Raw genomic sequence first — 26,950 nt, forward strand, 5'->3', positions numbered from 1 at the left:
GTTCCGCGCGCCACCGGGTTGGCCTCCGCTCGCCTGGACACGGTCCGACGCGTCGGTTGGGATGGTGCCGTGACTACCGACACCGCGACCGAGGTCTTCGAAGAGCACCGTCCCGTCCTGATGGGCGTCGCCTACCGCATGCTCGGCCGGGTGGCCGACGCGGAGGACGTGGTCCAGGAGGCGTGGCTGCGCTGGTCCGGCGCCGACCACGCCGAGGTGCGCGAACCGCGCGCCTACCTCGTACGCATCACCACCCGCCTCGCCATCGACCGGCTGCGCCAGATCCAGTCGCGCAACGAGGCCTACGTGGGACCGTGGCTGCCCGAGCCGTACGCCACCGACTTCGCCGAAACCGTCCCGGACGCGGCGGAGCGGGCCGTGCTCGCCGACTCCGTCTCGCTGGCCGTCCTCGTCGTCCTGGAGTCCCTGTCACCCCTGGAACGCGCGGTGTTCGTCCTCCGGGAGGCCTTCGGATTTCCGTACGCCGACATCGCCGCCACCCTCGACCGCAGCGAGCCCGCGGTGCGCCAGCTGGCCGGGCGGGCCCGCAAGCACGTCGACGAGAGGCGGACGCGCTACGAGGTCGACCCCGCGCTGCAACGCGAACTCACCGAACGGTTCATCGCCGCGGCGACCGAGGGCGACCTGGAGGGGCTGCTGTCCCTGCTGGCCCCGGACGTACGCCTGGTGGGCGACAGCGGCGGCCGGGTCAAGGCGCCGCTGCGCGCGATCGAGTCGGCCGACAAGGTGAGCCGCTTCGTCATCGGCGCCGCCCGGCAGGGCGGCGGCATCCAGGACGCGACGTTCCGCTTCGTGGAACTCAACGGAGGCCCCGCGCTGCTCGTCCTGTCCGCGGGCAAGCCCGACAGCGTCTTCCAGCTGGACGTCGCCGACGGCCGGATCCAGTGCGTCTACATCGTGCGCAACCCGGACAAGCTGCTGTCGCTGGCCGACGTCGGAAAGGCCTGAGTCCAGCTTGTGTGAGGGCCGTGTCAGGCCCGTGTCCAACGGGCCTGGCCCATGGCCGGAAGGCACCGCCTCGATCGCGGATTGGTCTTGACCAAGGATGGGGGCCGTCTTATGGTCGCAGGAGATAGTGCAAGAACCTTTAATAAACAAGGGCGCTGAAAGCCTGCCGGGTCACGGCGATTGCGGAGGACAGGGTGGGGACCACGCAGTTGGATACGGTGCAGGAGCCCAAGTACTGGCACCTCAAGACCGTCCTCAGTGAGGCACTGGACTCCGAGTTCTCGGTGGGTGAGATCCTGCCCAACGAGCGTGATCTCGCCGCGCGGTTCGGAGTCGCCAGGGCCACGCTCCGCCAGGCCCTGGAGCAGCTCGAACTCGAAGGCCGGCTCCAGCGCCGCCGCGGCGTCGGCACGACCGTGGCGCCGCCCCGCATGGGCGTGGCCGTGGGTTCCGAGCAGCACGCGTGGCCGGGCGCGGCCGGTGACGCCTGGCAGCTCGTGGACTGCACGGTGGCGGTTCCGCCCGCGGCGGTGGCCGACATCCTGGAGACCGGCCGCGAGGAGAAGGTGCACACGGTACGCCGCTCCCGCGTGACGCACGGCCAGCACGTAGCCGCCGAACTGCTCTACGTCCCTGTCTCCTCGGTTCCCGCCCTCTCCGCCATCGACGCGCCCTCGGGAGCCGCACGCGCGCGTGCGGTGCTCCGCGAACTCCAGCACTTGGACCTGGAGTCCCAGGACCGCGCCGTGGAACTCGGCTCGGCCCGCGCGGACGACGCCAAGGAACTCGACCGCCTCCCCGGCGCCCCCGTCCTCGTTGTCACCACCCGCTTCTACGCCGAGGGCCGGACCGCGGCGGTCTCGGTCGCCACGTACCGCGCCGACACGTGCCGGCTGACGTTCGGCGACACGGGCGGGGTGGAGATCCACCACGATTCGGAGCGCCGGGCGTCCTGAGGGCCCGGCACCACGGGACGGCTCGCGCCCTGGACGGCTCCAGGGCGCGGCGGATCGCGCGGCCAGGCCTCACCGCCGTGCCGTAACCGTCCCCTCCACCGCGAACAGCTGCTCCTCCACGTGATCGAGAGCGAGCCGCAACGCCCCCATCACCACAGCCGCCTCGCCCAGGACCGACAGGGCCACCCGAGGCGGTCGCAGACAGTAGCGCGACAACTCCTTGCGCAGCGGCTCCAGTACGCCGTCGATCCCCGCCGCCCAGCCGCCGACCACGACAAGCTCCGGGTCAAGGGCCAGGACGAGCGCCGCCACATCGTGCACCAGGCGCTGGATGAAGCGGTCGACAGCCGCCCGGGCCCGCTGGTCGCCCTCACGCGCCTGCGCGAAGACCTCCGCGACCGCCTGCTCGTCGAGCGGATGCAGCGGCTCGTCGGTCGTGGACAGCAGCGTCTCCGGAGTCGCCTCACGGCCCAGCAGATGCAGCGCGCCGATCTCGCCGGCCGCGCCCCCATAGCCCCGGTGCAGCCGCCCGCCGATCAACGACCCGGCGCCCGGACTCAGCCCGGCCAGCACGAACACCATGTCGTCGGAGTCGATGGCCGCGCCCTTCCAGTGCTCGGCGACCGCGCACGCGTTGGCGTCGTTCTCCACAAGCACCGGGCATTTGAAGGAGCGCCGCAGCCGCTCGCCCAAGTGCAGGCCCGTCCACTCCGGCAGCGCCGCGCCCAGGCGCACGGTGCCGTCGGCCTTGACGATGCCGGGCGTGGCCACGCCGACGGCGCGCAGGGAGCCGCGCGCGACTCCGGCCTGGCGCAGCAGCTCGGCGACGGCGGTACGCAGCCGCTCAAGCCGCTCGTCCGCCGACGCCGTCTCACAGACGTCCTTGGCGATCGTGCCCAGGATCCGGCCGTCCAGGTCCGCGAGGAGCGCGGCGACGCGGTGCGAGCCGATCTCCAGCCCCAGCAGATGACCCGCCTCCGCCCGGAACCGGTACCGCCGCGCGGGCCGCCCCTGGCGTCGCGCGGCGCCCTCCTCGGCCGCGGTCTCGACGACGAGGCCGCCTGCCACGAGCCCCTCGATGACGCCCTCGACGGTGGGCCGGGACAGTCCGGTCACCCGGGTGATCTCGGTGAGAGTCGCGAAGTCCGTGGCCCGCAGCGCGTGCAGCACCACCGCGGAGTTGATCCTCCGCAGCAGAGAGGGATCCCCGCCGGTCAGTTGCCCCAACGTATGTCCTCCCAGCTCGTGCGCGTGTTGGCCGGATCGTACTCGGCACGGCCGGACCCGGCGAGTGCCTGACACGAGCCCCTTCTCACCTGCCCCGGATCAACCGGGTGCCACGAATCCCGACTCGTACGCCGCGATCACCGCCTGCGTCCGGTCCCGCGCCCCCAACTTCGCCAGTACGGCGCTGACATGGGACTTCACCGTTTCGGTCCCGACCACCAGCCGCTGGGCGATCTCCGCGTTCGACAAGCCCCGGGTCATCAGCCGCAGTACTTCCGCCTCGCGCTCGGTCAGCGCGGCCCGCTCCAGCGCCGCCCGCGCCGCGGGATTCCCACGACCGTCACCGTCCCCGTACTCGGCGGCCAGCTGCCGCACCGACGCCGGGAACAGCAGCGACTCGCCCTCCGCGACCAGCCGCACTGCGTGCACGATCTCCGCGGGCCGCGCCCGCTTCAGCAGGAAACCGTCGGCACCCGCGCGCAGCGCCTCGTACACGTACTCGTCGTTCTCGAAGGTCGTCACCACGAGGATCTTCGGCGGCCGGTCGACGGTCCGCAGCACCGCGCGCGTGGCCTCGATGCCGTCCAGGAGCGGCATGCGTACGTCCATGGCGACGACGTCCGGGCGCAGCTGCCGCACCAGAGGGATCACCGCGGCACCGTCGGCCGCCTCACCGACCACCTCGATGTCGGGCTGCGCCGACAGAACGGCACGCAGTCCCGCTCGTACGAGGGGTTCGTCGTCGACGAGCAGAACGGTGACCGGCATCCGGCCAGCGTAGGTCCTGTCGTCAAACTCCCGTCTGCCCCGCGACGCCATGCACGCACTCTCGCCGCACCGGGCACAGACCCAAGTACGTCCAGTACGAGGGCCTGCGCCCGGCGCGCCGAGAGCACGCACCTGACGCCGCAGGGCCCGCCCTCCGGGCGGACGACGGGAGTTTGACGACAGGACCTAGGTCAGCGCAGCGGCAGCTCGGCGTGCACCTGCCAGTCGCCGTCGTCCGGGCCGGTCCGCGCACGGCCGCCGAGCAGCGCCGCGCGCTCCCGTATGCCCCGCAGACCGCTGCCCCGGCCGGGCCCGGATATCGCAGCCGTCAGCGGATTGCGCACCTCCAGGGAGAGGGCCTGGTCCTCGACCGCGATACGGACCCGGACGGGTACGGACCCCGCGTGCCGCAGCACATTCGTGAGCGACTCCTGGAGGATGCGATAGCCCTCGCGCGAGACCGGACCGGGCACGGTCTCCAGGGCGCCCGTCACCTCGGCGTCGACCTTCGCCCCGGAGGTGCGTGCCGACTCCAGGAGCCGGTCGGCCTCGGCCAGCGTCGGGCGTCGGCTCGCGGGCCGCTCCGACTCGCGCAGCACGCCCAGCACCCGCTCCAGGTCCTCCAGCGCGGCCCGGCCCGTGTCCTCGATGGCGCCCAGGGCCCGGTCGGTGAACTCCGGATCGCCCGCCGCCCGCGCGGCACCCGCCTGCACCACCGCCACCGTCAACGCGTGACCGATCGAGTCATGCAGCTCACGAGCGATGCGCGTGCGCTCCAGGAGCCGTTCGGTGCGCTCCTCAAGGGCGGTCAGCCGCTCGACGGCCGAGGGCCCGAGGAGGCGGCGAGCGATGGCCGTGATCAGCTCGCCGAGACCGACCACCGCGCCGTAGAGGGCGATCAGCGGTAACGGTACGAGCAGTGCGAATGCCCAGTGGGGGTGCGCCTGCGAGAGGACCCAGATGTCGTCCGGCACCTGGCCGAACGAGAGTTGGGCCAGCACCAATGCGAGCACCGGCAGCCAGACGCTGACCCCCATCGCCACCGCCCCGAGAGCCATGCGAGCCTCCAGCCACAGCACTGTCCGCAGCCGGTCCCGCCAGGTGGCCGACGGCGCGACCGTGATCGACGCGTCCTGGCCGCCCCGTTCGCCAGGCGTCAGCAGTAACTGAGCCTGTACACCCTCGCCCAGGCGCACGGCAGGGATCAGCGCCACCGGAAGCAGCATCAGCGCGGGCACCCACGGCGTGGTCTGGTCGATGAACATCCACACGCTGACGAACAGCATGGGAATCCACAGATGCAGCAGGCGGGTGTACGTCGTCCCGCGGATCAGCGGGCGCAGCAGGCGGGCCATTCCGTCATGGTGGCAGCCGCCACTGACAACGAGCTTCCCCCGAGCGAGGGAGACGGTATCCCCGGGCGGGGGAGGCCCGGGCTCCCTCCCTGCGGCCAGTCTTGGGCCATGACCAGCATCGACGTCCAAGACCTCACCAAGGAGTACGGCCGCACTCGCGCCGTGGACCGGCTGACCTTCAGCGTCGAGCCGGGCCGGGTCACCGGCTTCCTCGGTCCCAACGGCGCCGGGAAGTCCACCACCCTGCGGCTCGTGCTCGGCCTGGACCGGCCGACGTCCGGCACCGCCACCATCGGCGGCCGCCCCTACGCGACTCTCGACGAGCCGCTGCGCCACGTCGGCGCCCTGCTCGACGCGCAGGCCGCGCACGGCGCGCGCACCGCACGGGACCATCTGCGCGTGCTCGCCGCGAGCAACCGCCTCCCGGAGCGCCGCGCGGACGAGGTCCTGGAAGAAGCGGGGCTCGCCTCGGTCGCCCGCCGCCGCGTCAGGACGTACTCCCTCGGCATGCGCCAGCGCCTGGGCATCGCCGCCGCGCTCCTGGGAGACCCGCCGGTGGTCCTGCTCGACGAGCCGTCGAACGGGCTCGACCCCGAAGGCATCATCTGGATCCGGGAGTTGATGCGCCGACTGGCCCGCGAGGGCCGCACCGTGCTCGTCTCCAGCCACCTGATGAACGAGACCGCGTCCTTCGCCGACCACCTCGTCGTCCTCGGTCGCGGACGCCTGCTCGCCGACATGCCGATGCGGGAGTTCATCCACGCGCGCGTGCAGCCACGCGTACGCGTGCGCACCAGCGACGGTGCGGCACTTCGGGAGCTGCTCGCCCGGCACGGATACGACGCCGTGGAGGGTGAGGACGAACGGTGGGTCGTGCACCACGCGCGCGTGGACGACATCGGCCGCCTCACATCGGGCACAGGAGTGCCCATCCTGGAACTCGCCGCAGAGGAGGGCACGTTGGAGCAGGCGTACCTCGATCTGACCGCCACGGAGGCCGAGTTCGCCGCCCAGTCCCCGACGCAGCCGCAGGAGGCCTGACCGTGCCGTTCGCACCCGTACTCCACTCCGAGTGGCTCAAGATCCGTACGCTGCGGTCCCTCGTCACCGGACTGGCCGCCGTCGTACTCGTCACGGCGGCCTTCTCCGCGATCGCCGGGCTCGACGCCTCCTCGGACGAGGACTTCGACCCCTTGTTCTCGGCGTTCTTCGGCGTCAGTTTCGGGCAGATCGCGGCGATCACGTTCGGCGCGCAGGCCGTCTCGTCGGAGTTCCAGGGCGGTGCGCTGCGGGTCTCGTTGGCCGCGGTGCCTCATCGGGGGCGGTGGTTCGCGGCCAAGGCGGTCGCTGTCGGCGTACCGGCCCTGGCCGTCGGGCTGGTCACCGGGTTCGTGAGCCTGGCCGTGGGCAAGGCAGTCCTCGGCGACTGGGGGAGTGGGCTGAGCTGGGGCGAGGGACTGCGGGGTGTCGTCGGCTGCGGGCTCTACCTCGCGCTGATGGCCCTCTTCGCGGCCGGGCTGACCGCGCTGCTGCGCAGCGGCGTCGCCACGCTGAGCATCCTCGTCCCGTTCCTGCTCCTCGTGTCGTTCGTGATCGGAGGAGTGTCCGGGACCGTCGCCGACTTCCTGCCCGACAAGGCGGGACAGGTGGTCCTGCACGAGACGGCGGAGGGGTCCCTCGGGCCGTGGACGGGGCTCGCGGTGACGGGGGTGTGGGCAGGGGCGGCGCTGGTGGCGGGTGCCTGGAGTGTTCGCCGCCGGGACGCTTGAACAGCGGCTGAGTCACGGCTGACGGGGCCACCCATTGTCAGTGCCGCCGGGTTCACCGGATCTCATGACCCTCGCGCAGCAACTCGCCACGATCGTTGAGCTGTGCTCCCGCCCTTTTCCCGTGGAGCACGGCCGGTCGGACGTGGGCACCGAGACAGCCCCGCCGTGAACGGCTAGTGCTGCGCGGCCACCCGCAACCGCCCGAACTCCTCCGCCATCGTCTCCGCCGTCCAGTGCGCGTTCAGGCCACTGGGATTGGGCAGCACCCACACGCGTGTGTCACCGATCGTTCGCTCTTGCGGCCCCACTTGGGCCCGGCGGTTGTCGAAGGCCGCCCGGTACGCGGTGACGCCGACCACCGCAAGCCAGCGCGGACGCAGCCGCGCCACCTTCAGGCTCAGCAGCCGCCCGCCCTCCCGGTACTCGTCCGCGGTCAGCTCGTCGGCTCGCGCGGACGCCCGCGCCACCACGTTGGTGATGCCGAGCCCGTACGACAGCAACTCGCCCTGTTCCGAAGGCTTGAGCAGCCGAGGTGTGAAACCGGAGAGGTACAGGACCGGCCAGAAGCGGTTGCCCGGGCGGGCGAAATGGTGGCCGGTCGCGGCCGTCATGAGGCCGGGGTTGATGCCGCAGAACAGAACGCGGAGGCCGTCCGCGACGACATCCGGCACGAGCCGGTCACGGGCGGCCTCCAGGTCCGCGGGGGTGAAGCGGGTCAGAGGATCGCCCCCGGCGTGTAACCCGCCGCCTCCGGGTGCTGCTTGACGATCTCCTCGATCCGGCCGACGACTGCGGAAACCTGGCCGGCGGCGGCACCCGTGAAGGACAGCTTGTCGGCCATCAGCGCGTCGAGTCCGGGCCGGTCGAGCGGGATACGCCCGTCCGCCGCCAGCTTGTCGAGCAGTTCGTTGCGCTCCGCGCCCTGCTCGCGCATCGCGAGAGCGGAGGCGACGGCGTTCTCCTTGATGGCCTCGTGCGCGACCTCGCGACCGACTCCGGCCCGTACGGCACCCATCAGGACCTTCGTCGTCGCGAGGAACGGCAGATAGCGGTCCAGCTCACGCGCGACGACAGCGGGGAAGGCGCCGAACTCGTCGAGGACGGTGAGGAACGTCTCTAGCAGTCCGTCGAGCGCGAAGAAGCCGTCGGGCAGCGCGACCCGGCGCACCACCGAGCAGGAGACGTCGCCCTCGTTCCACTGGTCGCCCGCGAGCTCGCCGGTCATCGAGGCATAGCCGCGCAGGATCACCATCAGGCCGTTGACGCGCTCGCAGGAGCGGGTGTTCATCTTGTGCGGCATCGCCGAGGAGCCGACCTGACCGGGCTTGAAGCCCTCGGTCACCAGCTCGTGCCCGGCCATCAGGCGGATCGTCTTCGCGAGCGAGGACGGAGCCGCGGCCATCTGCACCAGGGCGGTGACGACCTCGTAGTCGAGCGAGCGCGGATAGACCTGGCCGACGGAGGTGAAGGCCTGCGCGAAGCCGAGGTGCTGGGCGATGCGCTGCTCCAGCTCGGTGAGCTTTGCCGCGTCGCCGCCCAGCAGGTCGAGCATGTCCTGGGCTGTGCCCACCGGGCCCTTGATGCCGCGCAACGGGTAACGGGCGAGCAGCTCCTCGACCCGGCCGTACGCGACGAGCAGCTCGTCGGCGGCGGTCGCGAAGCGTTTGCCGAGGGTGGTGGCCTGGGCGGCGACGTTGTGCGAACGGCCCGCCATGACGAGCTCGCCGTACTCACCGGCCAGCTTGCCGAGCCGCGCCAGGACCGCCACCGTACGGTCGCGCATCAGCTCCAGCGAGAGCCGGATCTGCAGCTGCTCGACGTTCTCCGTGAGGTCACGCGAGGTCATGCCCTTGTGGACGTGCTCGTGCCCGGCGAGATCGTTGAACTCCTCGATCCGCGCCTTGACGTCGTGCCGCGTGACCTTCTCGCGCTCGGCGATCGAGGCCAGGTCGACCTCGTCGAGCACGCGCTCGTAGTCGGCGAGTGCGGCATCCGGCACCTCAATCCCGAGATCCTTCTGGGCCCGCAACACGGCGAGCCAGAGCTGCCGCTCCAGCTTCACCTTCTGCTCGGGGGACCACAGGACGGCGAGCTCGGCGGAGGCGTAGCGGCCGGCGAGGACGTTCGGGATACGGGGCTTTACGGGCGCGGGAGTCACGTGTACGGAGTTTACCCGTCGCCCGGAGCGGGCCATGCACGTCGGCGCAGTCCCTAAGGCGCAGGTCAGAGACGCCACGCCCGCCGCCCTCGGGGTCCGGGCGACGCTGCGCCTCGCTGCCCGCGAGTTGCTCCAAGTCCACTGAAAAGCAAGCAAGTTGTGTCTGGGCGTGACGTGTAGTGTTCGGTTGCGTGCTGGCTGAACATCGACACCAACTCATCTTGCGGGCCCTGCGATCCGGCGGCCACGCCACCGTGGCCGACCTCGCGGACCAGCTGGGCGCCAGTGCGGCGACCGTCCGCCGTGACCTCCTGAAGCTGGAGGATTACGGGCTGCTCACCCGCGTCCATGGGGGAGCGGTCATCGAGGAGGACCCGGCGCCTTTCGCCGAGGTCGCTGAAGTCCAGGTGCCCGAAAAGGACGCGATAGCGGCCCGGGCCGCCACGATGATCAAGGACGGTCAGTCGGTCATCCTCGACTCCGGCACGACGGTCCACCGGCTGGCCCGCCAACTGCACGGGCGCCGAGTCACCGTCATCACCAACAATCTCGTCGTGTACGAGGAACTCGTCCAGGATGAGTCCATCGAACTGATGCTTCTCGGCGGCATGGTCATACGCGAGTCGCGCATGACGGACGGTTTCATGGCCGAGGACAACCTCCGTCATGTGCAGGCCGATTGGCTCTTCATGGGCGCCTGTGGTGTCCGCTCCGGAGGCCAGGTCATGGACACCACCGCCGGCGAGGTTCCCGCCCGGCGCGCCATGATCGCCGCCGGCGAGAAAGTCGTACTCCTCGCCGACCGGAGCAAGTTCCCCGGCACGGGCATGGTGAAGATCTGCGGTCCCGAGGACCTGGACGTCGTTGTGACCAACGCCTCGTCGGACGCTGCGACGTGTACGGCACTGGAGGAGGCGGGCGTGCGAGTGGTCCGGACGACTCCGACCACGGGCAACGGATAACGGCTACGAGCGCGGTCAAGGCGCGTCGGCGAGCTCCGCCAGGATGTCGGCGTGGCACAGCTCCGGAGCGCACCAGCAGGCCAGGGTCTTGCCGCGCAGTTCGGGCACCAGGTCGAGGAGGTCGGGGCGTTCGAGGAGGTACGCCCGGTACTTGGCCATGACCTCGGCGCGCGTGCCGTTGTGCTTCTTCTTGGCGGTGTCGGGGACGAACGGGTTGTTGAGCGGGTGCTCGGGGAGGTCCCAGCCGCCCCTGATCCAGCGGCGGCCGACGTACACGAGGTCCGAGGGGGCGTTCTCCAGGCGGGGCCCGAATTCCTGGATATGGCCCTTGAGGTTGATCACGGTGGTGGTCACGCGAGGCTCCCTTCGCGTTGCCCGGCGACGCTTCCGATCATCCGGCGCGCAGGCGACGCACGCCACCGGCCCTTCGTGCGCCTACGCCGTCGGCCTTCGTACGCCGACGCCACCACCCCTACGTACGCTTACGCCCCCGGCCCCTCGTACGGCAGCAACTCGGGCCGCTTTGCCGGACGGCCGTGCCCGGACGGTGTACTCATGGGGTTAACTGGTCCGGAACGCGGGGGCGACAGCGAGGATCACCGCTCGTGCGGCCTCCGAACAGGCATGTTGCCCGGAATGCGGTGCTGGCTTAGCTCGGATGCTTGACCGGTACCGACGGCGGATCGCCGATCTGGCCGTTGGCGGTTTGGGAGTGGCAGAACAGGAGCTGCTTCGGCGAGGTGCTCGTGAACAGGGATTGATCGTAGTCCCCGTAGCGCTGCGCGACGTCGAGACCGGCCAGCCGGCAGAGCGCCAAGAGTTCCTCGGGAAAGAAGCAGCGCATGCTGACTTTCTTGGTGCGTACACACACGCCGTCGCGTAGGTAGTCCAGCGTGAAGCGCAGCACTTGGGCGGCGGCGTCGTAGCTGGTCGTCGCTCGCACGTCGAGCCTCGCCCCGTCCCGGTCCGCGACCGACTTGTGGTGGTAGGGCGACTCGGGGAGCCGGCACAGCTTGGCCATGTCGGGGTTGAACACGTCCAGGATCAGGGTCCCGCCTGGTCGCAGCACGTTTCGCGCCGAGGCGAGGAACGCGACCACGGAATCCAGGTCGTGCAGGTGCTGCATCGCGTTGGTTGCCGAGAACACCAGGGCGAAGCGCCTGTCAGAGCGGATGTCTCGGCAGTCCTGTTCCAGCCACTCGACTGGCAGTCGCTCGTCCTCGGCCCGCTGACGGGCACGCGCAAGCATCGAGGGCATGATGTCAAGCCCTGTGACCTCGACACCCGCCCGCGCGATCGGCAGGGTGATGCGCCCGGTTCCGCAGGCCACCTCCAGGACCGGACCGCCCGCCCGGACCGCTTGGCCGAGGAAGAACGGGATGTCGTGGGTGCGCGCGGTGAACTCCTGATCGTAGAAGTCCGCATCGTCGTATACGGCCAGGTCCTCCAGTGGCTTCATCGCGCCACCGTCGGCGTCGGGCCGAAAGCGTCAGCAAGGCTGGTCAGGATGGAGCCGGACCAACTGCTCTCCCCGAACACGCTGACCGGCATGGCGAGCACGCCGCACTCACGCTGGAGCGTCTCCGCTGGGATTTCAACCGGGAAGAAATAGTTGCCGGGACACGTCCGGCTCGCCGTGGGAATCGCCCCGAGCACCTCGTCCGGCAACCGTTCGAACAACCGCTCAGCCCGTGCGGCCAGTTCGTCGACGACCTGCCGGGGCACGTCGCTGTGCTCGGTCTGCAGACGGTCGGCGAGCCTCAGCTGTGCCGGCGTCGGCGGATCCGCGCGGAACGCTTCGGCCAATTCGGCGTGCGCCGAGCCCAGCAGGACCACGCCGAATGTGCGTGGCCACAGCCATCCCTTGGTGACCGAATGCAGCAGGACCGCACAACCGGTGTCCAGCAATCGCCGTGTGCCGGCAGCGAACGGGGCTCCCAGGTCGTAGACGCTGTCGATCAGCAGGTGGCGGCGTGGTGATTCCCGCAACCACGAAATCACCGCGGCACACTCGGCATCGGACAGGTAACGGCCGAGCGGCTTGCTGGGGTTGGCGAGCAGCAGGTATTCGGGCCGGTGGTCCGCCGACGACCTCGGCAGGGCCGGCGCCGGTAGCGTCGGGTAGGACATGGGCTCGAGGCCCGCAGCGCGGGCCAGCTCGAAGTAAACCGGGTACACGTCGCTGGGCAGCCACAACCGCGCGTGCACGGCGCGCAGCCAGTGGAACACCACACCGAGCCCGTGCCGGACCCCTCGACAGACCATGGCGTGGCCGGACCACTCTTCCGGCAGCTCGAAGCGCCGCAGCCAGGCTCGGGCGAGATCGCACCGGTGCACCGTACTCATGTCGGTCGGCGGTTCCGGCCGCACTGGAGCAAGCGCCCGGTACACGTTGGTCTCGGCGGCGTCCAGAAGCGACGAGGAAGCACTGAGTTGCCGCTGCCGGAATTCCTGGAACTCCTCGAACCTCATGCCGCTGCGCCTTCCGGCACGATCTCGCTGGCCCGGTCTTCCAGGGAGGCGTAGCAGCGTCCGTCGGCCATGACGTTCCAGCTGCGTGCGATCCCGCTGGTGCGTTCCCAGAGCAGGCTGGGCTCGGTGTAAGCGGCGATCCGCATCGGCCGTCCGTCCCAGCTGCCGTGGTAGACCGGCGCGCCCCAGGGCAGGCGGCTCGCCAGTTCGAAACCGTGCTGCTCGGCGAACCCGGTGACGATGGACAGCGAAACCTGGTGCTCTCGGCTCCAGACGTTGGCGGCGCGGTCGAAGTAGAGCGACTCGGTGCTGGTGGATACGTAGAGCTCTTTGAAGCAGACTTCCTCGACACCGAGAGCCGCGGCCCACGAAAGGTAGTCGGCGACCTCGGCCGCGTCGGCGACGCCGCCGTGCTGGAGCACGCAGATCAGCCTCATCCGCAGCCCCGGCCAGCGGTGACGTTCCACGCGCCAGGTGTCGATCACGGAGCTCACCGGTGTGCGCAGCATCATCAGCCGCTCGCTGACGGCGTCGTCGTGATGGTGCCGGGAGACCGCCAGCACGCTCAGGCCTGCGGCGCTCAGGGCTGCGAGGCGGTCGGCCCGGCCATCGTGCCGGCCTTTCGCCAGGGTGTGCGCGTTGGTGATCAGGACGACCTTCGGGAAGGCCGCCGAGCAGGCGGACACTAGTCGCAGCTGCTGTTCGAACGGTATGAGCGTGGGCTCCCCGCCGCCGGTGATCACTGCACGCTCGGCACCCGCCGCACGGGCGCGCTCCAGCCAGTGGGCGACCGCGTCCCACGGGACCCGTGCCGGCGCCTGGTCGCTGGAGATCGAAGCCGAGGAGAAGCAGAACGAACACCGGGCTTGGCAGGCGGAGGCGACCGGCAGAAGCGAAACCGAGCGCGGTCGCGTGTCGGCGTAGCGACGCTGTGCCGATCCGTGCAGGTGCAGGGAGGCCGCCATCGCATCCTCGACGGTCGTCGGGCGCAAAGTGAACTCGTCGCCTACTTGGTCGAGCTCGTGGACTGCTGACAACCGGATGCGAGCCTCGTGCAGTTCCATGCCGAGGCCGGTCGACACGTTGGGCACCAGCTTGTCGGGGTCCACCATGGTTTCCAGCACCAGCAGCCGGTCGCCCGGAATGGCCAGACGGTCCAGCAAGCGTCGCGCCTTGCCGATGCCGATTCCCAACTCCGCACGGGTCAGCAAGTGGAACCGGTCGGAATAGGTACTCTCCGGAATCCCCGCCTTACCGTAAGCGAACGCGTACTTGTCGAAGCCCTTCGCGAAGTTCGACAGCACGATGACGTGGAAGCGCTGGTCGCTATGGTTCATCCCGTCATCATGCATGAACGGGCCCAGACGACATGGGCCGAACTGCGCGGGATGGGCGGGACCTTGCAACTACGACAACGACACCGCGAAGTTCTCCGCGGTCGTCCGTGACTGGGAGCACCGGTTCGGCGCCCGTGTCGTCGCGGTCGGCTTTTCCACGCTGCACCTCAGCGTCGCCGCGCCACCGGCCAACGAGCATGAGGCTCTCCTGGTTGCGGCCGAGCACTTTGCCTTCTGCCCGGACAACATCTGGCAGGGCAGCAGGCCGTACACGCTGGCCGCGTACTCTGAGCGGATCACCGGGGCTCATCACTGGGATTTCTGGTGGGACTGATCCGCTCCGCAGAAGACGCTCAACCGGGAACTGACTTTCAGGAGTGCGGTGCTGGGTTGTCAGGCGACGGACAGTCTGTGCCACCAGTGATTGCAGCCGCCGGAGCAGAAGCGCTCGCGGCGCCGCGCGTCGGCAATCGTGAGCACCGCGATCAGCAGCCTGAACGCCTTGCGGCGTTCGTCGAGAGGCGCGAGACCGGCGATCTTTCCCAGTTGCTCGTCCATCCGGCCTCGTGAGATCAGCACTGCGGGCGTATGCGTCGGGCGCAGCCCGGCACGGCGGATGCTCTCCGGTGCATCCTCTGCGACGGCGCGCGCCTGGACGCAGTGATGGCGCAGGAACAGCAGCACCTCGGACTGCTCTTCGTGGCCGAGGCTGTCGAACCATTCGATGCCCTCTGACATCTGGCGCAGCCCCTGCGCGAGCTCGTTGAGCAGGACGTCGCGTTCGTTCATGACTGCCTCCCGTGGGACGGACGCCTCTCCGCCGCGGTGATCAGGATGCCGAGCAGCACCGCCAGATCGGCCGCGCCTTCGGCATCGTCGGCCCAGCGGGTGGTCTGAAGCGGGTGCACCTGGTCGAGGAGGATGCCCTCGCGTGCCAGGACGAAGCCAACGCCAGCATGGCGGCGCGCGCGTACTGGAGGCTCTTCTCCCGGGGCAAGTGGTCTGAGCTCACCCGTGACGTCCCGCAACAACAACCGCGGGCCATGTGCAGGGAGGGCGGCGGCGCCCCGCGTTTAATCGGTGCATGGCAGCCGGGCGGGGCTCCGGGTTAGGGCCTCACTCGTCGCCAGTCCGTCACAGGGCCGGGGTTTGTGTGGTCCACAGGGGTGACCCAAAAGGCTTTGCCCAGCTCAGCGCTAAACTGGGCGCCTGTCCGGCCGTCCCCCGAGGAGCGCCCCGTAAGCCGCCGTCCGATCCACGGCAGCAGGTACTGCCGGGCGAACCGGACGTCTGCGGTCCGGCGGGCGATCCAGCCGGGCGGCGCGCTCGCGGGCATCGGGGTGCGCCACTCGGCGTCCTGCGCCTCGTAGCCGAGTGTCTGCCACACCGCCTCCGCGACGCGGCGGTGGCCCTCGGCCGTCAGGTGCAGCCGGTCCACGTCCCACATACGGGGGTCGGCGAGTGAAGGGGCGCCGTAGAGGTCGACCACGAGTGCGCCGTGCCGGGCCGCGAGGTCGTCCACGCAGGCGAACAGCTCCTCCATGCGCGGCCGGAACCGTTCCAGCACCGGGCCCTGGCGGCCGGGGCTGCGCATCAGCACGAGCTGCTTGCAGGACGGGGCGAGCCGCTCGACGGCCTCCGCCAGGAGCCCGCGTACCCGCCCCATATCGCACTTGGGCCGCAGCGTGTCGTTCAGCCCGCCCACCAGCGTGATCACGTCCGGCTGCATGGCCGCCGCCGCGCCCACCTGGTCGGCCACGATCTGCCCGATCAGCTTGCCGCGCACGGCGAGGTTGGCGTACCGGAAGCCCGGCGTCCGAGCGGCCATCCGCCCCGCCAGCAGGTCGGCCCAGCCGCGATACGAGCCGTCGGGCAACCGGTCCGACATGCCTTCGGTGAAGGAGTCGCCGACCGCGACAAGACTGGTGTAGGTGGCATTCGTCTCCATGGCAGGAGCGATGGTATCCCGAGGCACATACCCAGCGGTCGGCCACCGACTGGGGCCTGCCGGCCCCCGCCGGTCAGCCGGTGGTGGCCACCCACCGGCCCTGCCACCTCACGCCGGTTGCCCGAACAACTCCCGCAACACGTCCTCCATCGTCACCACCCCCGCCAGCAACCCGTCCCCACCGATCACCGCCGCCAGATGCGTACGACTGCGACGCATCGCCGTGAGCACGTCGTCCAGCGGTGTGCTCTCCCGTACGCGGGCGATCGAGCGCATGTCCGCGACCCGGAACGGGAGATCGCGCGGCATCGCGTCCAGTGCGTCCTTGACGTGGAGGTAGCCGACGATGCGACGGCCGTCGTCCACGACGGGGAAGCGGGAGAAGCCGGACTCGGCGGACAGGGCCTCCAACTGCTCGGGCGTGACGCCCACGCGCGCGTAGACGACGCGTTCCAGCGGGAGGACGACGTCCCGCACGGGGCGGCGGCCCAGCTCCAGGGCGTCGTGCAGCCGCTCCTGGGCCCGGTCGTCGATCAGGCCCGCGGCGCTGGAGTCCTGGACGAGGCGGGCGAGCTCGTCGTCCGAGAACGTCGCGGTCACCTCGTCCCGAGCCTCCACGCGCATCAGCTTCAGCAGGCCGTTCGCGAAGGCGTTGATGGTGAAGATCACCGGACGCAGCGCCCGGGAGAGGGCGACCAGCGGCGGGCCGAGCAGCAGTGCCGTGCGCACCGGCTCGGCGAGCGCGATGTTCTTCGGCACCATCTCGCCGAGGAGCATGTGAAGATACGTAGCCAAGGTCAGCGCGATCACGAACGAGATCACGTGCCCCGCGCCCTCCGGCACCCCCACCGCGTGGAACACCGGCTCCAGCAGATGCTCGATCGCGGGCTCCGCGACCACACCCAGGATCAGCGTGCACAGCGTGATGCCGAGCTGCGCGGCGGCCATCAGCGCGGAGACGTGCTGCAAACCCCACAGCACGCTCCTCGCCCGCCTGTCGCCCTCTTCGGCGTAAGGCTCGATCTGGCTGCGGCGCACCGAGATCAGCGCGAACTCGGCGCCCACGAAGAAGGCGTTCACGACGAGCGTCGCCAGACCGATCAGCAGTTGTACGGCGGTCACAGCGTCCCCTCTTCCTCGATGCCCTCGATGAGCGGCAGCGGCGCGTGCAGCAGCACCCGCGCGGCCCGGTGCCCCGATGCGTCCGTCACTTCGAGCCGCCAGCCGACGACATCCACGGTGTCGCCGACCGCGGGAATGCGCCCGAGTTCCGTCGCGACGAGCCCGGCCAGCGTCTCGTACGGCCCCTCGGGCACCCGCAGCCCCACCCGCGCGAGCTGGTCGGTGCGGGCCGCGCCGTCGGCGGAGTACAGCGCGCGGCCGTCGTCGTCCTTGCCGGCCAGGGCCAGGTCGGGCACCTCGTGCGGATCGTGCTCGTCCCGCACCTCGCCGACGACCTCCTCGACGATGTCCTCCAGGGTGGCGACCCCGGCGGTGCCGCCGTACTCGTCGATGACGACGGCCATCGTGCGCTTCCCGGACATCCGGTCCAGGAGCCGGTCGACGGTCAGCGACTCCGGTACGAGGAGGGGTTCGCGCATCAGCTGCGCGACGGAGCTGCGGCTACGGCGCTCGGCGGGCACCGCCAGTACGTCCTTGATGTGCGCGACTCCCACGACCGAGTCGAGGTTGCCGCGGTAGACGGGGAAGCGCGAAAGACCGGTCGCCCGCGTCGCGTTCGCCACGTCCTCGCAGGTCGCCTGCACGTCCAAGGCGATGACCTGGACGCGCGGCGTCATCACGTTCTCCGCGGTCAGGTCCGCGAGGTTCAGCGTGCGGACGAACAGCTCGGCGGTGTCGGCCTCCAGCGCGCCCTCCTTCGCGGAGTGCCGGGCCAGGGCCATCAGCTCCTGCGGCCCACGGGCCGAGGCCAGCTCCTCGGTGGGCTCGACACCGAAGCGGCGTACGACACGATTCGCCGTGTTGTTGAGATGGGTGATGAACGGCCGGAACAGCGTGCTGAACCAGCGCTGCGGCGTCGCCACCTTCTTGGCCACCGAGAGCGGCGAGGAGATCGCCCAGTTCTTGGGCACGAGCTCGCCGACGACCATCAGGAACACCGTCGACAGACCCGTACCGATGACCAGCGCGGTCGATGAGGCCACCGAGGGGCCCATGCCGGCCGCCTCCAGCGGGCCCGCGATCAGCTTGGCGATGGACGGCTCGGCGAGCATGCCGACGATCAGGTTGGTGACGGTGATGCCGAGTTGTGCGCCGGACAGCTGGAAGGTCAGATTCCGTACGGCCTTGAGGGCACCCGAGGCGCCGACCTCGCCGCGCTCGACGGCCCGCTCCAGCTCGCCGCGCTCGACCGTGGTGAGCGAGAACTCCGCCGCGACGAAGGCGCCACAGGCCAGGGAGAGCAGAACGGCCACCGCGAGGAGGAGCACTTCGGTCATCGGGTCACCTCCGTCCCATGGTCGGACAGGGGCGGGGGGATCGCACGATGCCTGCGCGGCGCGAGACCGCGCGGGCTGCCGGGACTGGGAGGCTCGCCCATGGGCGGACGCTCACACCTTTCCTAGGAAGAAGAAGACCTGATCCTCACATAGTAAAGGGTCAGCAAAGTCGCCCGTACTCCGGTCACTCACCGAGCGGCTTCACCCACCGCCGCCAGTGCTCCTCGGGCGTGTACCCCGCCGCCCGCCACGCATGATGCGCACTCTCGTTGCGCTTGAGCACCATGGCGTCGCCCCGGCGCCCACCCAGCCGTACGAACCGCTCCTCGACCGCGGCGAGGAGCGCCGAACCGACGCCCCGCCGTCGCTGCGACGGATGTACCGCCAGCCGGTACAGATGACAGCGCCAGCCGTCGAGTCTTGGCTGCTCACAAAAATCCGCGCATCCGGCCGCGTGCCTACAGCGGTTTGACCCAGCGTCGCCAGTGGTCCTCGCGATGGTAGCCAGTCGCAGCCCAGGTGTGGTGGGCCTGTTCGTTGGCTTCCAGGACCATGGCGTCGACGCGTCGTCCGCCCAGGGCGGTGAAGCGTTGTTCGGCTGCTTCCAGCAGGGCGGTGGCGATGCCTTGCCGACGGTGGTCGGGGTGTACGGCCAGTCGGTAGGCGGAGCATCGCCATCCGTCGAAGCCGGCTATGACGGTTCCGGTGAGGATGCCGTCGCGCTCGGCGAGGAGCAGGGCTTCGGGGTCTCGTGTGATGAGTCGGGCCACTCCGTGGTGGTCGTCGCTGATGCTGGTTCCTTCCGCGGCGTCGCGCCAGAACTGCAGCACGGTGTCGATATCCGAGTGGGTGGCGCAGCGGATGTGGAGATCGCTCATGGGGTGAGCCAAGCAGAGCGCTGGCTTGTCTGGCGACCGGTTTCCGTGCCGAGGTATCGACTGAGGGGTGGGCTTGGTCCCGGGAAGTCAACCGGGTTGAGGGTCAATCCGTTCAGCGGCGCCTTGCTGACAACCGACGGAATTCGTTGACCAGCCGTAACGTGGCTTCCGCCGGGTTGGATTCCCGCGCAGGAGTGCCCACGTTCCCGCTCCTGAGCGTCGGCGCTGACGCGAACGCACGCATCACCGATGGGGCCCGCCGAACCGACTGTGTTTCGTCACCTGGGGCGGCCCATTTCGTCGGTAACCCCAGGTTGCTGGCCTCCCACGATCCTGTGTGTCACACCTCAGTGGCAGACTGGCGGCACAACGAAGCTCCGGAAGGGCAGGGCGATGCGGCAGGGTCACCCGTCGAGCGTCACTGCTCGGGGGCGGCTGGTGCCGCGGGGGGAGATGCGCGGCTGTGATCTTCGACAGTCTTGATGTGTCGTACGGCGACATGTGGGGTTCCCATCGGGGAATGACCCATCCGGACCCGATGTCGCGCGCGGTCGCGGCACGCAGACATGCTGCCGGGATGGAGTACGCGGTTCTGCTGTCCGCGCGGGAGCGACCGCTGGCACTGGTCGAGTACTGGCCGCGCCGGATGTGGCGTGTGTATCTGTTCGACGACAGGTCCTGGCGCATGCAGATGATCGACCTCAAGCCGCACAGCACGGGGATGTTGTTGGCTCACCGGAACACCCGATGGCAGTTTTCCAACGAGCAGGAGCACTCGTCCGGGAAGTGGGATGTTCAGGAGACCACGACCGTCTCGGCCGACGGGCAGGTCGAGGTGAGGTCCGAGTTCGCCGGGCCGAGGGGAGCGTCGACGGAGCCACTGCACGCTCGAACATCCGGCCCGTCGAGCGTCCCCGTGCGGCGGTTCCCGGCGCCCGTCGAAAGCTTCCTCTGCCCCGTACCGGAATTCGGCGACTGGCAGGTGTTCGCGCCGTTCCTCGCCCAGCAGGGCCACGAGCCCGCCACGACCGTAGTCCTGAGCGACGTGTCGGTGGACGAAGGATCGGGACCGCTGCGCGCCACCGGAATCGAGCAACTGTTCAGTCCGGGCGCGTGCGACACTCCGGATGGGTCGGCCGTCGTCGAGCCCGTTGACGCCGGCCTGCTGCGGATCACGTCAGGGCAGCTGGCGGTCTCGGACCCCGGCTGGATCGGAGAGACCCCGCGGACCGTCGCTGTGCCACCGGGCGAGTTCCCGGTCACGCTGTCGCTTTTGCGCACGACACGCGGGGCCGGTGTCGCCGCGGCCAGGGTGACGTTCCTGGACATCCCGCCCCGCGAGTGGGAAATGGCCCTCCGGCCCGACGAGGACCTGGGGCTGCTCGGCGAGGGCCAGTTCTACGGGGTTGGCGTGGATACCGGCACAGCGGCTTTCATGGATGCGACTCGGACGGTGATCGAAGACCAGCTGGACGAGGACCTGTTCATACCCCTCGACAGCCATTTCACCGTCGAACTGCCCAGCACGGAGCCCGAGCCGAACCTCATCGCCTTCCGTGCCGGCCGGGGCGACGGGGCCTACCCCGTCTGGATCGGCCGCACCGATGACGGACAGGTTGGTTGCGTCGTCGTCGACTTCCAGCTCCATTCCGCCGACGGGGGAGAGTAAGGAGCCGCCGACCATCGGCGCGAGGCCGCACTGCCCGAGACTGGGACCGCGGCGAACCTCCAGAGTGCACACGGCGATTGAGAAGCTCGACAACTCGATCACCGACTTCGGCCTGGTGGACGCCTTCCCGGAGGACGTCAAGGAAGCTCGCCAGCGGTACTACGCGTCGATGCACATGGGCGATAGGGCCACCGACGCAATGCGCTGGCATGGTGGGCCAGCAAGTCCAGCAGGGCGTGTATCCCGCGCAGATACGCAGAAGTTCCCGCACACGGGAGCCGCCTTCGGTGGGATCTGACCTGTCGCATCGAAGGTTGAGCGGTTCTCATCGAAGGTTGAGCGAGCGCACGGCGCAGATGGCCCGGACGGGCCGCCAGAGGCAGGTCAGACACCCCATGTCGTTTGGTGTCAAGGGGCAGGGGTGTGGGCGTGGTGTGACCAGGCGGTCGCTTCGTCGTAGACGGTGCGGGTCTTGAGGCATCCGTGGAGGATGCCGACGAGGCGGTTGCCGACTTGTCGCAGGGCTGGGTTGTAGCCCGCTTCGCGGGCGCGTTGTTTGTCGTAGTAGCGGCGGGCGCCGGGCGAGGCCCGCAGGGCGGAGAACGCCTGGGTCTGCAACGCGTCGGCGAGCCGGTTGTTGCGGACGTAGCGGGCCTGGACGGTGTGGCTCTTGCCGGAGGCCCGGGTGATGGGGCTGGTGCCGGCGTAGTTCTTGCGCGCCTTCGCGGACACGTAGCGGGTGGGGTCGTCTCCGAACTCGGCGAGCACCCGGGCGCCGGTGATGTGCGCGATGCCGGGCATCGAGAGGTAGATCTCAGCGTCCGGGTGCTTCAGAAAATGGGCCTTCACCTGCTTTTCCAGGTCGGCTATCTGTTCGTTGAGTGCGATCAGCAGCTTCGCGTGGGCGGTGGCGGTGGCCGCGTAGGCGGCCGTGACCGGCTCGGGCAGGCCGAGCTGCCGTTCGCGCAGCGCGGCCTGGACCGTGGCCGCCTTCGCATCCCGGTTGTGCCGACGGGCGCGGGCCAGGACAGCGGTGATCTGGGTGCGGGTCAGCTTCGCCCCGGCCGCCGGCGTGGGGGCCTTGATCAGCAGTTCCAGGGCGTCCGTGCTGGTCAGGGCAAGGTCCGCGTAGGCGTTCAGGGCGGCGGGGAAGTACTCGCGCAGCGTGCTGCGCAGCCGCTGGTAGGTACGGGTGCGTTCCCAGATCAGACTCTGGTGGGCGCGGGCGACGACCTTGACGGCCTGAGCCTGCTCGCTGTCCCCGGCCACCGGCCGCAGCTGGTCCCGGTCGATGCGGACCATGTCGGCCAGCGCGTGCGCGTCTCCTTTGTCGCTCTTGGCGCCGGAGGAGGCATAGCGTTCCTTGAACCGGGCGACCTGCCGGGGGTTGATGGCGTAGACCTGGTAGCCGGAGGCGATCAGGGCCTGCACCCAGGAGCCGCGGTCGGTCTCGATGCCGACCACCACCCCGGCGGCTTCCAGGTCCTGGCCGCCGTGCTGCGCGAGCAGCTCGTGCAGCTTTGCAATCCCCTCCACACCCTCGGGCAGTCTCACCGCGGTCAGTTTCCGGCCTGTCTCGTCCTGGATCTCGACGTCATGGTGGTCTTCGGCCCAGTCATCGCCGATCAGCAGCAACTCGTCCTCCTGGTCAGGTACTTCGCTCCTTGCAGCCTGCGGAAGGCGCGGCACGCGGCCATGGGGGTCCCCCCGCTCGAGCGGAGCCGAGAGTGGGGGAGGATCCAGTGCTCACGCCCCACTGCCCGGCGGGCACGCCACCCCATCAACGGTCTGGCCTCCCGGCCGACCAGCAGGGGCACGGTCTGACCTCAGAAGTCGAATGCTTCCGGCGACGAAAGTGCTCACCTACTGGCGGCTACGGCACCGAATCTCTCCGACCCGGCAGCTCCCATTAGGCGACCAGCTGTCGCTGCACTGCCTGGGCGTCGATCAGATAATTCATCTCATAGAAGCGCCCATCACGAACCTTGTGGAAGGCGTACTCGGCATACTCGACCGTGGCGCCGGTGGGGGGCACGCCGAACCACTCCTTCGCGGGCGTGCCCTTGTTGAACAGACGGGCCGCCACTCGATCACCGTCGATGGCGAGGTCCTTGACCCGCCAGGTGAAGTCCGGGACCGCGTCGGTGTGGTCCTCCTGGTCCGCGATGACGTCGTCCCGCGTGACCGGGTGGCCGTTCATGATGAGTTCGTCGTGGATGAACTCGGTCATGCGGTGAAACTCATGAGCGTTGAGCGCGTCGATGTAGCGCTGGAAGAAATCGCGCAGTTCGGCGTCAGACATGATTGCCTCTCAGTCCCCGGATCGGGGTGTTTCCGGATGGTGATGAAGTGCGATGCCCTTCCACGGTCTTGCCGTGGCAGCCGTCGCTGAAGGCAGGAATCCCGACTGCGGCTACCTCAGCTCTGGGCGGCCCGGAATTCACGTCGCGCCCCAGGGTGCGGCGCCGCAGCAGTGTCCCTGTGCGGCTTGCCGGTTGGGTCGATCGGCGCGGGACGTACGTGCGCCGGGCTCGCCGTGTATGGAGGTGAGCACGGCGCTGCCTTTCCCCGGTTATCCGCTTCCCTGCGTGCCACCCGGCGGTCCGGTCAGATCTGGTTCATTCCGCCGTCGACGTAGAGATTGGCGCCGTAGACGAAGCTGCTGCCCGACGAGGCGAGGAAGGTCACAGCGGCGGCGATCTCGTCCGGGTCGGCGAACCGCTTGGGGGGCAGGCCGGCCGCGACGGCCTCCAGCATCTCCCCGGCGCGATCGCCGAAAGCCGCGTCCCACATCGGGGTGTTCACCGGGCCCGGCGAGATCGCGTTGACCCGGACACCCCGGCTGCCGAGCTCGTCGGCCCAGGCGCGGGCGTAAGCCCGCACGGCCGCCTTCGATGCTCCGTAGGCGCTCATACCCGCCGCGCCCCCCTCGGCTGCGGTGGAAGCGGTGAGGATCACCGAGGCGCCGTCGTTGAGCAGCGGGAGGGCCTTCTGCACAGTGAGGAAGGTGCCCTTGACGTTGATGTCGAAGACTGCGTCATGGATGTCCTCGGTGAGCTCGTCCAACGTCGCGAGGTGGTTGATGCCCGCGTTGGCGAACAGCACGTCCAGGCCCTGCCCGTGCTCCCGCACGCGCTTGTACAGGCGGTCCACGTCGGCCGCGACGCTGACGTCACCGGACACCGCGGTGGCGTTGCCGATGGCGGCGACGGCCTTCTCCAGCTCGATTTCGCGCCGGCCGGTGATGAACACGTGCGCGCCCTCGGCCGCAAGCCGCTTCGCAGTCGCCAGGCCGATCCCGGTGCTGCCGCCGGTGACGACTGCGGTCTTACCCTCAAGCTGCCCCATGGCTATGACCTCCACAAATTCAAGTACCGATCGGTACCGAATGAGACTGTAACACCTTCCGTACCGACCAGTGCAAAAGAGGTATGATCGATTGCATGGAGACGCGACGGAAGGCACCGATCGGCCGACCGAGAGGCTTCGACACCGACCAAGCCCTTGAACAGGCCATGCGGGTCTTCTGGGAACAGGGCTACGAAGGCGCCAGCCTCACCGACCTGACCAGCGCCATGGGCATCACCCGCACCAGCATGTACGCGGCCTTCGGCAACAAGGAGGACCTGTTCCGCAAGGCCCTGGAGCGCTACACCGAAGGCCCCGCCTCGTACGGAGCGCGTGCCTTGCAGGAGCCGACCGCCCGGCAGGTGGCCACCGCGTTCCTGAACGGCTCCGTCCGGGCCACCACACGCCCCGGCTGCCCCACCGGATGCCTCGGCGTCCAGGGGTCCCTCGCCGCCGGCGACCCGGGACGCAACGCCCGCGACGATCTCATCGTCTGGCGCAACGAGCACACCTCCCTCCTCCGCGACCGGTTCCGGCAAGCCGTCGAGGAAGGCGACCTGCCCCCGGGCACCGATCCCGGCCTACTCGCCCGCTACCTCATGACCGTGGCCAACGGCATCGCCGTCCAAGCCGCCAGCGGCACCACCCGCGACGACCTCCAGCAGGTGGCCGACATGACCCTGCGAAGCTGGCCACCAGCCACGAGCCCGGCTCAGCCGAGCGGCTGAGCCGGCGCTGTCCGCCTCGTCCGGGCAATGACGGCACCTTCGTCCAACTCCCGCGTCTGGGCGACCAGTTCCCCACGCAATGAGCCCGGGTGACGTTGCCCACCCGCTCCACTACGACCCCCACCTCGAAGGGCGGACCGGGGGACGACCATTCGGCATGGCCGTCAACAGCGCACCGGCCCGAGTCACCTCACACCGTGACGCGGACACGAGCCCCGACCGCAGGCGCGAGGAGAAAGCGAAAGGAGGACTCACCCCTGAACGAGGCACGAGGCGGCTGAGTCTACCGAGCCCCTCGGCTGCGCCGCTGCCGCAACGCCATCGCGTGACGCCGCCGTCGGCAGGCCCGCACCCGGCACCGCGTCGAAGTGCTCCGCTGGGCACGCTTGCTCGACACCGACCGTCCACGACCGCCCACAGGGGGGGCACTCCGCCCTGCCGACCAACCTTCGGTGAGAACGCTCAACCTTCGCTGCGACGGAACAGGATCGGCGTCAGCCCAATCGCCCGGCCGACGACGGACTGCGTTTCGTCACCCACACAGCCCCATTTCGTCGGTACGCCCTTGCCGGGGGTGGGGCGTTCGGCCGCGCGCATCCTCGGCGATGCCCGGTGTGGGCGTTACGAGCGATGTTTTGACGCTGAAGTGACGCTCGTGACGCACGTCGCCGCTGTCGGCGGGGCGGTGTGCGGGTTGCTCGCCGTATGCGAGGACGTCAACCGCCCCTGAGACGGGTCGGCTGCATCACGCACACCGAAGGGCCCCAACCGCTGGGGAGTCGCTCCTGGCGGGCTACTTCTCGCCGACCAAAGCCCCCACGAAGCGCGCCACCTGCCGCCGACCCGCATCGGAGTAACTCGCCTCTCCTGGGCTGCGCGGTCACTCTCGGCGGGATCAGCAGCACCATCACGTTTCCTCAGGGCGCCGGGTAGAACTGGCGGGCCCAGTGGCGGAACAAGCCGATGGCCTCGTCGCTCGCGGCGAGGCGGGGGCGTGGCTCGTAGCGTTTGGTGTTCCAGATCCTCAGGTCCTGATGGACCTTGCTGACCGCGGTGCGCAGCATCGCGTGGGCGAAGGCCCGGTGCAGGCCACGCCGTGGGAGCGACGCTTCAGTGGCGTCCTGCTTGTGGATGTCTGCACAGGCCGTCGCGACCAGCATGTGGCTGCGTCGCGGGCCGGTCGGCGTGTGCATCGCCCACAGGTAGCTGACGAGTCCGAGCGAGGGCAGCGGGAGCTCGACGCGGAGATATCCCAGCCCGGCCAGGAGGAACGTATGGTCGGCCTGGATCTTCTGCTTGAGGGCGGGAGGCCGGTCCGGCCCAAGGCGCAGACGCATGCGCAGGAGCGGGCCATGGGCCGTCGGCGGGCCGAGTTCCTGCACGGACACCTGGTGCAGGACCGGGAGATGCCGGTAGTCGAGGGTGTTCTCGATGATCTCCTGGGCGTAGGTGTGCACTTCCGTGCTCCAGGCGGCCGTCGGAACGACCCCCGCCTGGGCGGTGCCGGGGACTTCCCAGGCGGGTGGAGCACCATCCGGTTCGTACCAGGCGAAGAGGAAGCCGTTGCGCTCGCTGATGGTGTGGTGCTGCAGGCGGGCGCGCGGGGGCGGGCCAGCGGGCGTGCCGACGCAGGTGCCGTCGGGGGCGAAGGCGAAGCGATGGAAGGGGCATACCAGGTTCTGTCCCTCCACGGTGCCGCCCGCCCCCAGATGAGCGCCCAGGTGCGGGCAGTAGGGATGCACCGCGCGGGGCCGGCCGTCGCGGGTGCGGTAGAGGACGATGTCCTCGTCCATGAAACGGCGGGTCAGGACATTGCCGGGGGCCAGTTCTCGTGAACGCGCCAGGCAGAACCAGCCACTGGGGTAGGGAAGATGCCGCCCCGGCTCGTCGACGGCGGCGTGCGGACCGGGAGACCTGGGCAGTTCGTCCCTCGTCGTCATGGCTGGC

The 26,950-nt window shown here is 69.8% G+C and carries 27 protein-coding genes; 8 read left to right on the plus strand and 19 right to left on the minus strand.

Features of this window, described 5'->3' with window-relative positions; all coding sequences use genetic code 11:
• Positions 1-69 precede the first annotated feature (69 nt).
• Both ACYVO6_RS13880 and ACYVO6_RS13885 read left to right on the plus strand, forming a co-directional pair.
• Positions 70-969 carry an RNA polymerase sigma-70 factor gene (locus ACYVO6_RS13880; protein WP_461060875.1) on the plus strand — a complete coding sequence of 300 codons (900 nt, stop codon included), beginning with the start codon at positions 70-72 and terminating at the stop codon, positions 967-969.
• A 194-nt stretch (positions 970-1,163) separates the two neighbouring features.
• Positions 1,164-1,925: a GntR family transcriptional regulator gene (locus tag ACYVO6_RS13885; protein WP_461060876.1), complete on the plus strand. Its 762-nt coding sequence runs from the start codon at positions 1,164-1,166 to the stop codon at positions 1,923-1,925.
• Positions 1,926-1,994: 69 nt separating this feature from the next.
• Here the strand turns inward: ACYVO6_RS13885 and ACYVO6_RS13890 are convergent, their stop codons facing one another.
• The 3 genes from ACYVO6_RS13890 to ACYVO6_RS13900 form a co-directional block, all read right to left on the minus strand.
• Entirely contained in the window at positions 1,995-3,152 is a 1,158-nt protein-coding gene (locus ACYVO6_RS13890) for an ROK family transcriptional regulator (RefSeq protein ID WP_461060879.1), read from the minus strand.
• 99 nt (positions 3,153-3,251) lie between these two features.
• Positions 3,252-3,920 (minus strand): response regulator transcription factor, encoded by a 669-nt coding sequence (locus tag ACYVO6_RS13895; RefSeq protein WP_461060881.1) that lies wholly within the window; start codon positions 3,918-3,920, stop codon positions 3,252-3,254.
• A 191-nt stretch (positions 3,921-4,111) separates the two neighbouring features.
• Positions 4,112-5,275: a sensor histidine kinase gene (locus ACYVO6_RS13900; protein WP_461060883.1), complete on the minus strand. Its 1,164-nt coding sequence runs from the start codon at positions 5,273-5,275 to the stop codon at positions 4,112-4,114.
• 108 nt (positions 5,276-5,383) lie between these two features.
• Here ACYVO6_RS13900 and ACYVO6_RS13905 point away from each other — a divergent pair, with 108 nt between their 5' ends.
• Both ACYVO6_RS13905 and ACYVO6_RS13910 read left to right on the plus strand, forming a co-directional pair.
• Positions 5,384-6,316 (plus strand): ABC transporter ATP-binding protein, encoded by a 933-nt coding sequence (locus ACYVO6_RS13905; protein WP_461060885.1) that lies wholly within the window; start codon positions 5,384-5,386, stop codon positions 6,314-6,316.
• Positions 6,317-6,318: 2 nt separating this feature from the next.
• Complete coding sequence (locus ACYVO6_RS13910; RefSeq protein WP_461060887.1) at positions 6,319-7,044, plus strand: ABC transporter permease subunit; 726 nt, start codon at positions 6,319-6,321, stop codon at positions 7,042-7,044.
• A gap of 173 nt (positions 7,045-7,217) precedes the next feature.
• On the opposite strand, the gene mug is transcribed toward ACYVO6_RS13910, so the two are convergent.
• Both mug and purB read right to left on the minus strand, forming a co-directional pair.
• Positions 7,218-7,715, minus strand: coding sequence for a G/U mismatch-specific DNA glycosylase (mug, locus tag ACYVO6_RS13915; RefSeq protein WP_461060889.1), 498 nt, complete (start codon positions 7,713-7,715; stop codon positions 7,218-7,220).
• Between the two features lie 44 nt (positions 7,716-7,759).
• A complete protein-coding gene (gene purB / locus ACYVO6_RS13920; RefSeq protein ID WP_461060891.1) occupies positions 7,760-9,202 on the minus strand; it encodes an adenylosuccinate lyase in 1,443 nt (480 codons plus the stop codon).
• 191 nt (positions 9,203-9,393) lie between these two features.
• Here purB and ACYVO6_RS13925 point away from each other — a divergent pair, with 191 nt between their 5' ends.
• Entirely contained in the window at positions 9,394-10,164 is a 771-nt protein-coding gene (locus ACYVO6_RS13925; protein WP_461060893.1) for a DeoR/GlpR family DNA-binding transcription regulator, read from the plus strand.
• A gap of 15 nt (positions 10,165-10,179) precedes the next feature.
• Here the strand turns inward: ACYVO6_RS13925 and ACYVO6_RS13930 are convergent, their stop codons facing one another.
• The 4 genes from ACYVO6_RS13930 to ACYVO6_RS13945 all read right to left on the minus strand — a co-directional run bounded on the left by ACYVO6_RS13930 (position 10,180) and on the right by ACYVO6_RS13945 (position 13,988).
• Positions 10,180-10,518, minus strand: a complete 339-nt coding sequence (locus ACYVO6_RS13930) for a DUF4326 domain-containing protein (RefSeq protein ID WP_461060895.1) — start codon at positions 10,516-10,518, stop codon at positions 10,180-10,182.
• Between the two features lie 295 nt (positions 10,519-10,813).
• Positions 10,814-11,623 (minus strand): class I SAM-dependent methyltransferase, encoded by an 810-nt coding sequence (locus tag ACYVO6_RS13935; protein ID WP_461060897.1) that lies wholly within the window; start codon positions 11,621-11,623, stop codon positions 10,814-10,816.
• Positions 11,620-12,636 (minus strand): aminotransferase class I/II-fold pyridoxal phosphate-dependent enzyme, encoded by a 1,017-nt coding sequence (locus tag ACYVO6_RS13940; protein WP_461060899.1) that lies wholly within the window; start codon positions 12,634-12,636, stop codon positions 11,620-11,622. The genes ACYVO6_RS13935 and ACYVO6_RS13940 overlap by 4 nt, the downstream gene beginning before the upstream one ends.
• Positions 12,633-13,988, minus strand: a complete 1,356-nt coding sequence (locus ACYVO6_RS13945; RefSeq protein WP_461060901.1) for a radical SAM protein — start codon at positions 13,986-13,988, stop codon at positions 12,633-12,635. Before ACYVO6_RS13945 ends, ACYVO6_RS13940 begins: the two co-directional genes overlap by 4 nt.
• Between ACYVO6_RS13945 and ACYVO6_RS13950 the strand changes: the two genes are divergently transcribed.
• Positions 13,987-14,307, plus strand: coding sequence for a DUF4253 domain-containing protein (locus tag ACYVO6_RS13950; RefSeq protein WP_461060903.1), 321 nt, complete (start codon positions 13,987-13,989; stop codon positions 14,305-14,307). The two genes, ACYVO6_RS13945 and ACYVO6_RS13950, sit on opposite strands and share 2 nt — an antisense overlap.
• 59 nt (positions 14,308-14,366) lie before the next feature.
• Here the strand turns inward: ACYVO6_RS13950 and ACYVO6_RS13955 are convergent, their stop codons facing one another.
• The 6 genes from ACYVO6_RS13955 to ACYVO6_RS13980 all read right to left on the minus strand — a co-directional run bounded on the left by ACYVO6_RS13955 (position 14,367) and on the right by ACYVO6_RS13980 (position 19,258).
• On the minus strand, positions 14,367-14,762 hold the full coding sequence (locus ACYVO6_RS13955; protein ID WP_461060905.1) for a DUF5958 family protein: 396 nt from the start codon (positions 14,760-14,762) through the stop codon (positions 14,367-14,369).
• Between the two features lie 319 nt (positions 14,763-15,081).
• On the minus strand, positions 15,082-15,921 hold the full coding sequence (locus ACYVO6_RS13960) for an SGNH/GDSL hydrolase family protein (protein ID WP_461060907.1): 840 nt from the start codon (positions 15,919-15,921) through the stop codon (positions 15,082-15,084).
• A gap of 108 nt (positions 15,922-16,029) precedes the next feature.
• On the minus strand, positions 16,030-17,043 hold the full coding sequence (locus ACYVO6_RS13965; protein ID WP_461060909.1) for a hemolysin family protein: 1,014 nt from the start codon (positions 17,041-17,043) through the stop codon (positions 16,030-16,032).
• Positions 17,040-18,380 carry a hemolysin family protein gene (locus ACYVO6_RS13970; protein WP_461060911.1) on the minus strand — a complete coding sequence of 447 codons (1,341 nt, stop codon included), beginning with the start codon at positions 18,378-18,380 and terminating at the stop codon, positions 17,040-17,042. The genes ACYVO6_RS13965 and ACYVO6_RS13970 overlap by 4 nt, the downstream gene beginning before the upstream one ends.
• A gap of 184 nt (positions 18,381-18,564) precedes the next feature.
• Entirely contained in the window at positions 18,565-18,894 is a 330-nt protein-coding gene (locus ACYVO6_RS13975) for a GNAT family N-acetyltransferase (RefSeq protein WP_461061387.1), read from the minus strand.
• Positions 18,839-19,258, minus strand: a complete 420-nt coding sequence (locus ACYVO6_RS13980) for a GNAT family N-acetyltransferase (RefSeq protein ID WP_461060913.1) — start codon at positions 19,256-19,258, stop codon at positions 18,839-18,841. The genes ACYVO6_RS13975 and ACYVO6_RS13980 overlap by 56 nt, the downstream gene beginning before the upstream one ends.
• Before the next feature lie 520 nt (positions 19,259-19,778).
• On the opposite strand from ACYVO6_RS13980, the gene ACYVO6_RS13985 reads away from it, so the two are divergent.
• Positions 19,779-20,927 carry a DUF4241 domain-containing protein gene (locus ACYVO6_RS13985; RefSeq protein ID WP_461060915.1) on the plus strand — a complete coding sequence of 383 codons (1,149 nt, stop codon included), beginning with the start codon at positions 19,779-19,781 and terminating at the stop codon, positions 20,925-20,927.
• Positions 20,928-21,335: 408 nt separating this feature from the next.
• Here the strand turns inward: ACYVO6_RS13985 and ACYVO6_RS13990 are convergent, their stop codons facing one another.
• The 3 genes from ACYVO6_RS13990 to ACYVO6_RS14000 all read right to left on the minus strand — a co-directional run bounded on the left by ACYVO6_RS13990 (position 21,336) and on the right by ACYVO6_RS14000 (position 24,275).
• Entirely contained in the window at positions 21,336-22,562 is a 1,227-nt protein-coding gene (locus tag ACYVO6_RS13990; RefSeq protein ID WP_461060917.1) for an IS110 family RNA-guided transposase, read from the minus strand.
• Positions 22,563-22,836: 274 nt separating this feature from the next.
• The gene (locus ACYVO6_RS13995; RefSeq protein ID WP_461060920.1) at positions 22,837-23,229 is read right to left on the minus strand and encodes an ester cyclase; all 393 of its coding nucleotides are present in this window, start codon (positions 23,227-23,229) and stop codon (positions 22,837-22,839) included.
• A 305-nt stretch (positions 23,230-23,534) separates the two neighbouring features.
• Entirely contained in the window at positions 23,535-24,275 is a 741-nt protein-coding gene (locus ACYVO6_RS14000) for an SDR family NAD(P)-dependent oxidoreductase (protein ID WP_461060922.1), read from the minus strand.
• 95 nt (positions 24,276-24,370) lie between these two features.
• On the opposite strand from ACYVO6_RS14000, the gene ACYVO6_RS14005 reads away from it, so the two are divergent.
• On the plus strand, positions 24,371-25,003 hold the full coding sequence (locus ACYVO6_RS14005; protein WP_461060924.1) for a TetR/AcrR family transcriptional regulator: 633 nt from the start codon (positions 24,371-24,373) through the stop codon (positions 25,001-25,003).
• Positions 25,004-25,920: 917 nt separating this feature from the next.
• Here ACYVO6_RS14005 and ACYVO6_RS14010 read toward each other — a convergent pair.
• The gene (locus ACYVO6_RS14010; RefSeq protein ID WP_461060926.1) at positions 25,921-26,943 is read right to left on the minus strand and encodes a Rieske 2Fe-2S domain-containing protein; all 1,023 of its coding nucleotides are present in this window, start codon (positions 26,941-26,943) and stop codon (positions 25,921-25,923) included.
• Positions 26,944-26,950 lie beyond the last annotated feature (7 nt).

It is taken from the genome of Streptomyces pseudoechinosporeus (assembly GCF_054783935.1).

What these genes read in the sequence shown, in the direction of transcription:
- ACYVO6_RS13895 (WP_461060881.1), bottom strand. Translation starts at nt 3,920, where the DNA reads ATGCCGGTCACCGTTCTGCTCGTCGACGACGAACCCCTCGTACGAGCG.
- ACYVO6_RS13900 (WP_461060883.1), bottom strand. Translation starts at nt 5,275, where the DNA reads ATGGCCCGCCTGCTGCGCCCGCTGATCCGCGGGACGACGTACACCCGC.
- ACYVO6_RS13905 (WP_461060885.1), top strand. Translation starts at nt 5,384, where the DNA reads ATGACCAGCATCGACGTCCAAGACCTCACCAAGGAGTACGGCCGCACT.
- ACYVO6_RS13935 (WP_461060897.1), bottom strand. Translation starts at nt 11,623, where the DNA reads ATGAAGCCACTGGAGGACCTGGCCGTATACGACGATGCGGACTTCTAC.
- ACYVO6_RS13940 (WP_461060899.1), bottom strand. Translation starts at nt 12,636, where the DNA reads ATGAGGTTCGAGGAGTTCCAGGAATTCCGGCAGCGGCAACTCAGTGCT.
- ACYVO6_RS13950 (WP_461060903.1), top strand. Translation starts at nt 13,987, where the DNA reads ATGAACGGGCCCAGACGACATGGGCCGAACTGCGCGGGATGGGCGGGA.
- ACYVO6_RS13945 (WP_461060901.1), bottom strand. Translation starts at nt 13,988, where the DNA reads ATGCATGATGACGGGATGAACCATAGCGACCAGCGCTTCCACGTCATC.
- ACYVO6_RS13955 (WP_461060905.1), bottom strand. Translation starts at nt 14,762, where the DNA reads ATGAACGAACGCGACGTCCTGCTCAACGAGCTCGCGCAGGGGCTGCGC.
- ACYVO6_RS13960 (WP_461060907.1), bottom strand. Translation starts at nt 15,921, where the DNA reads ATGGAGACGAATGCCACCTACACCAGTCTTGTCGCGGTCGGCGACTCC.
- ACYVO6_RS13970 (WP_461060911.1), bottom strand. Translation starts at nt 18,380, where the DNA reads ATGACCGAAGTGCTCCTCCTCGCGGTGGCCGTTCTGCTCTCCCTGGCC.
- ACYVO6_RS13980 (WP_461060913.1), bottom strand. Translation starts at nt 19,258, where the DNA reads ATGAGCGATCTCCACATCCGCTGCGCCACCCACTCGGATATCGACACC.
- ACYVO6_RS13985 (WP_461060915.1), top strand. Translation starts at nt 19,779, where the DNA reads ATGACCCATCCGGACCCGATGTCGCGCGCGGTCGCGGCACGCAGACAT.
- ACYVO6_RS13995 (WP_461060920.1), bottom strand. Translation starts at nt 23,229, where the DNA reads ATGTCTGACGCCGAACTGCGCGATTTCTTCCAGCGCTACATCGACGCG.
- ACYVO6_RS14000 (WP_461060922.1), bottom strand. Translation starts at nt 24,275, where the DNA reads ATGGGGCAGCTTGAGGGTAAGACCGCAGTCGTCACCGGCGGCAGCACC.
- ACYVO6_RS14005 (WP_461060924.1), top strand. Translation starts at nt 24,371, where the DNA reads ATGGAGACGCGACGGAAGGCACCGATCGGCCGACCGAGAGGCTTCGAC.
- ACYVO6_RS14010 (WP_461060926.1), bottom strand. Translation starts at nt 26,943, where the DNA reads ATGACGACGAGGGACGAACTGCCCAGGTCTCCCGGTCCGCACGCCGCC.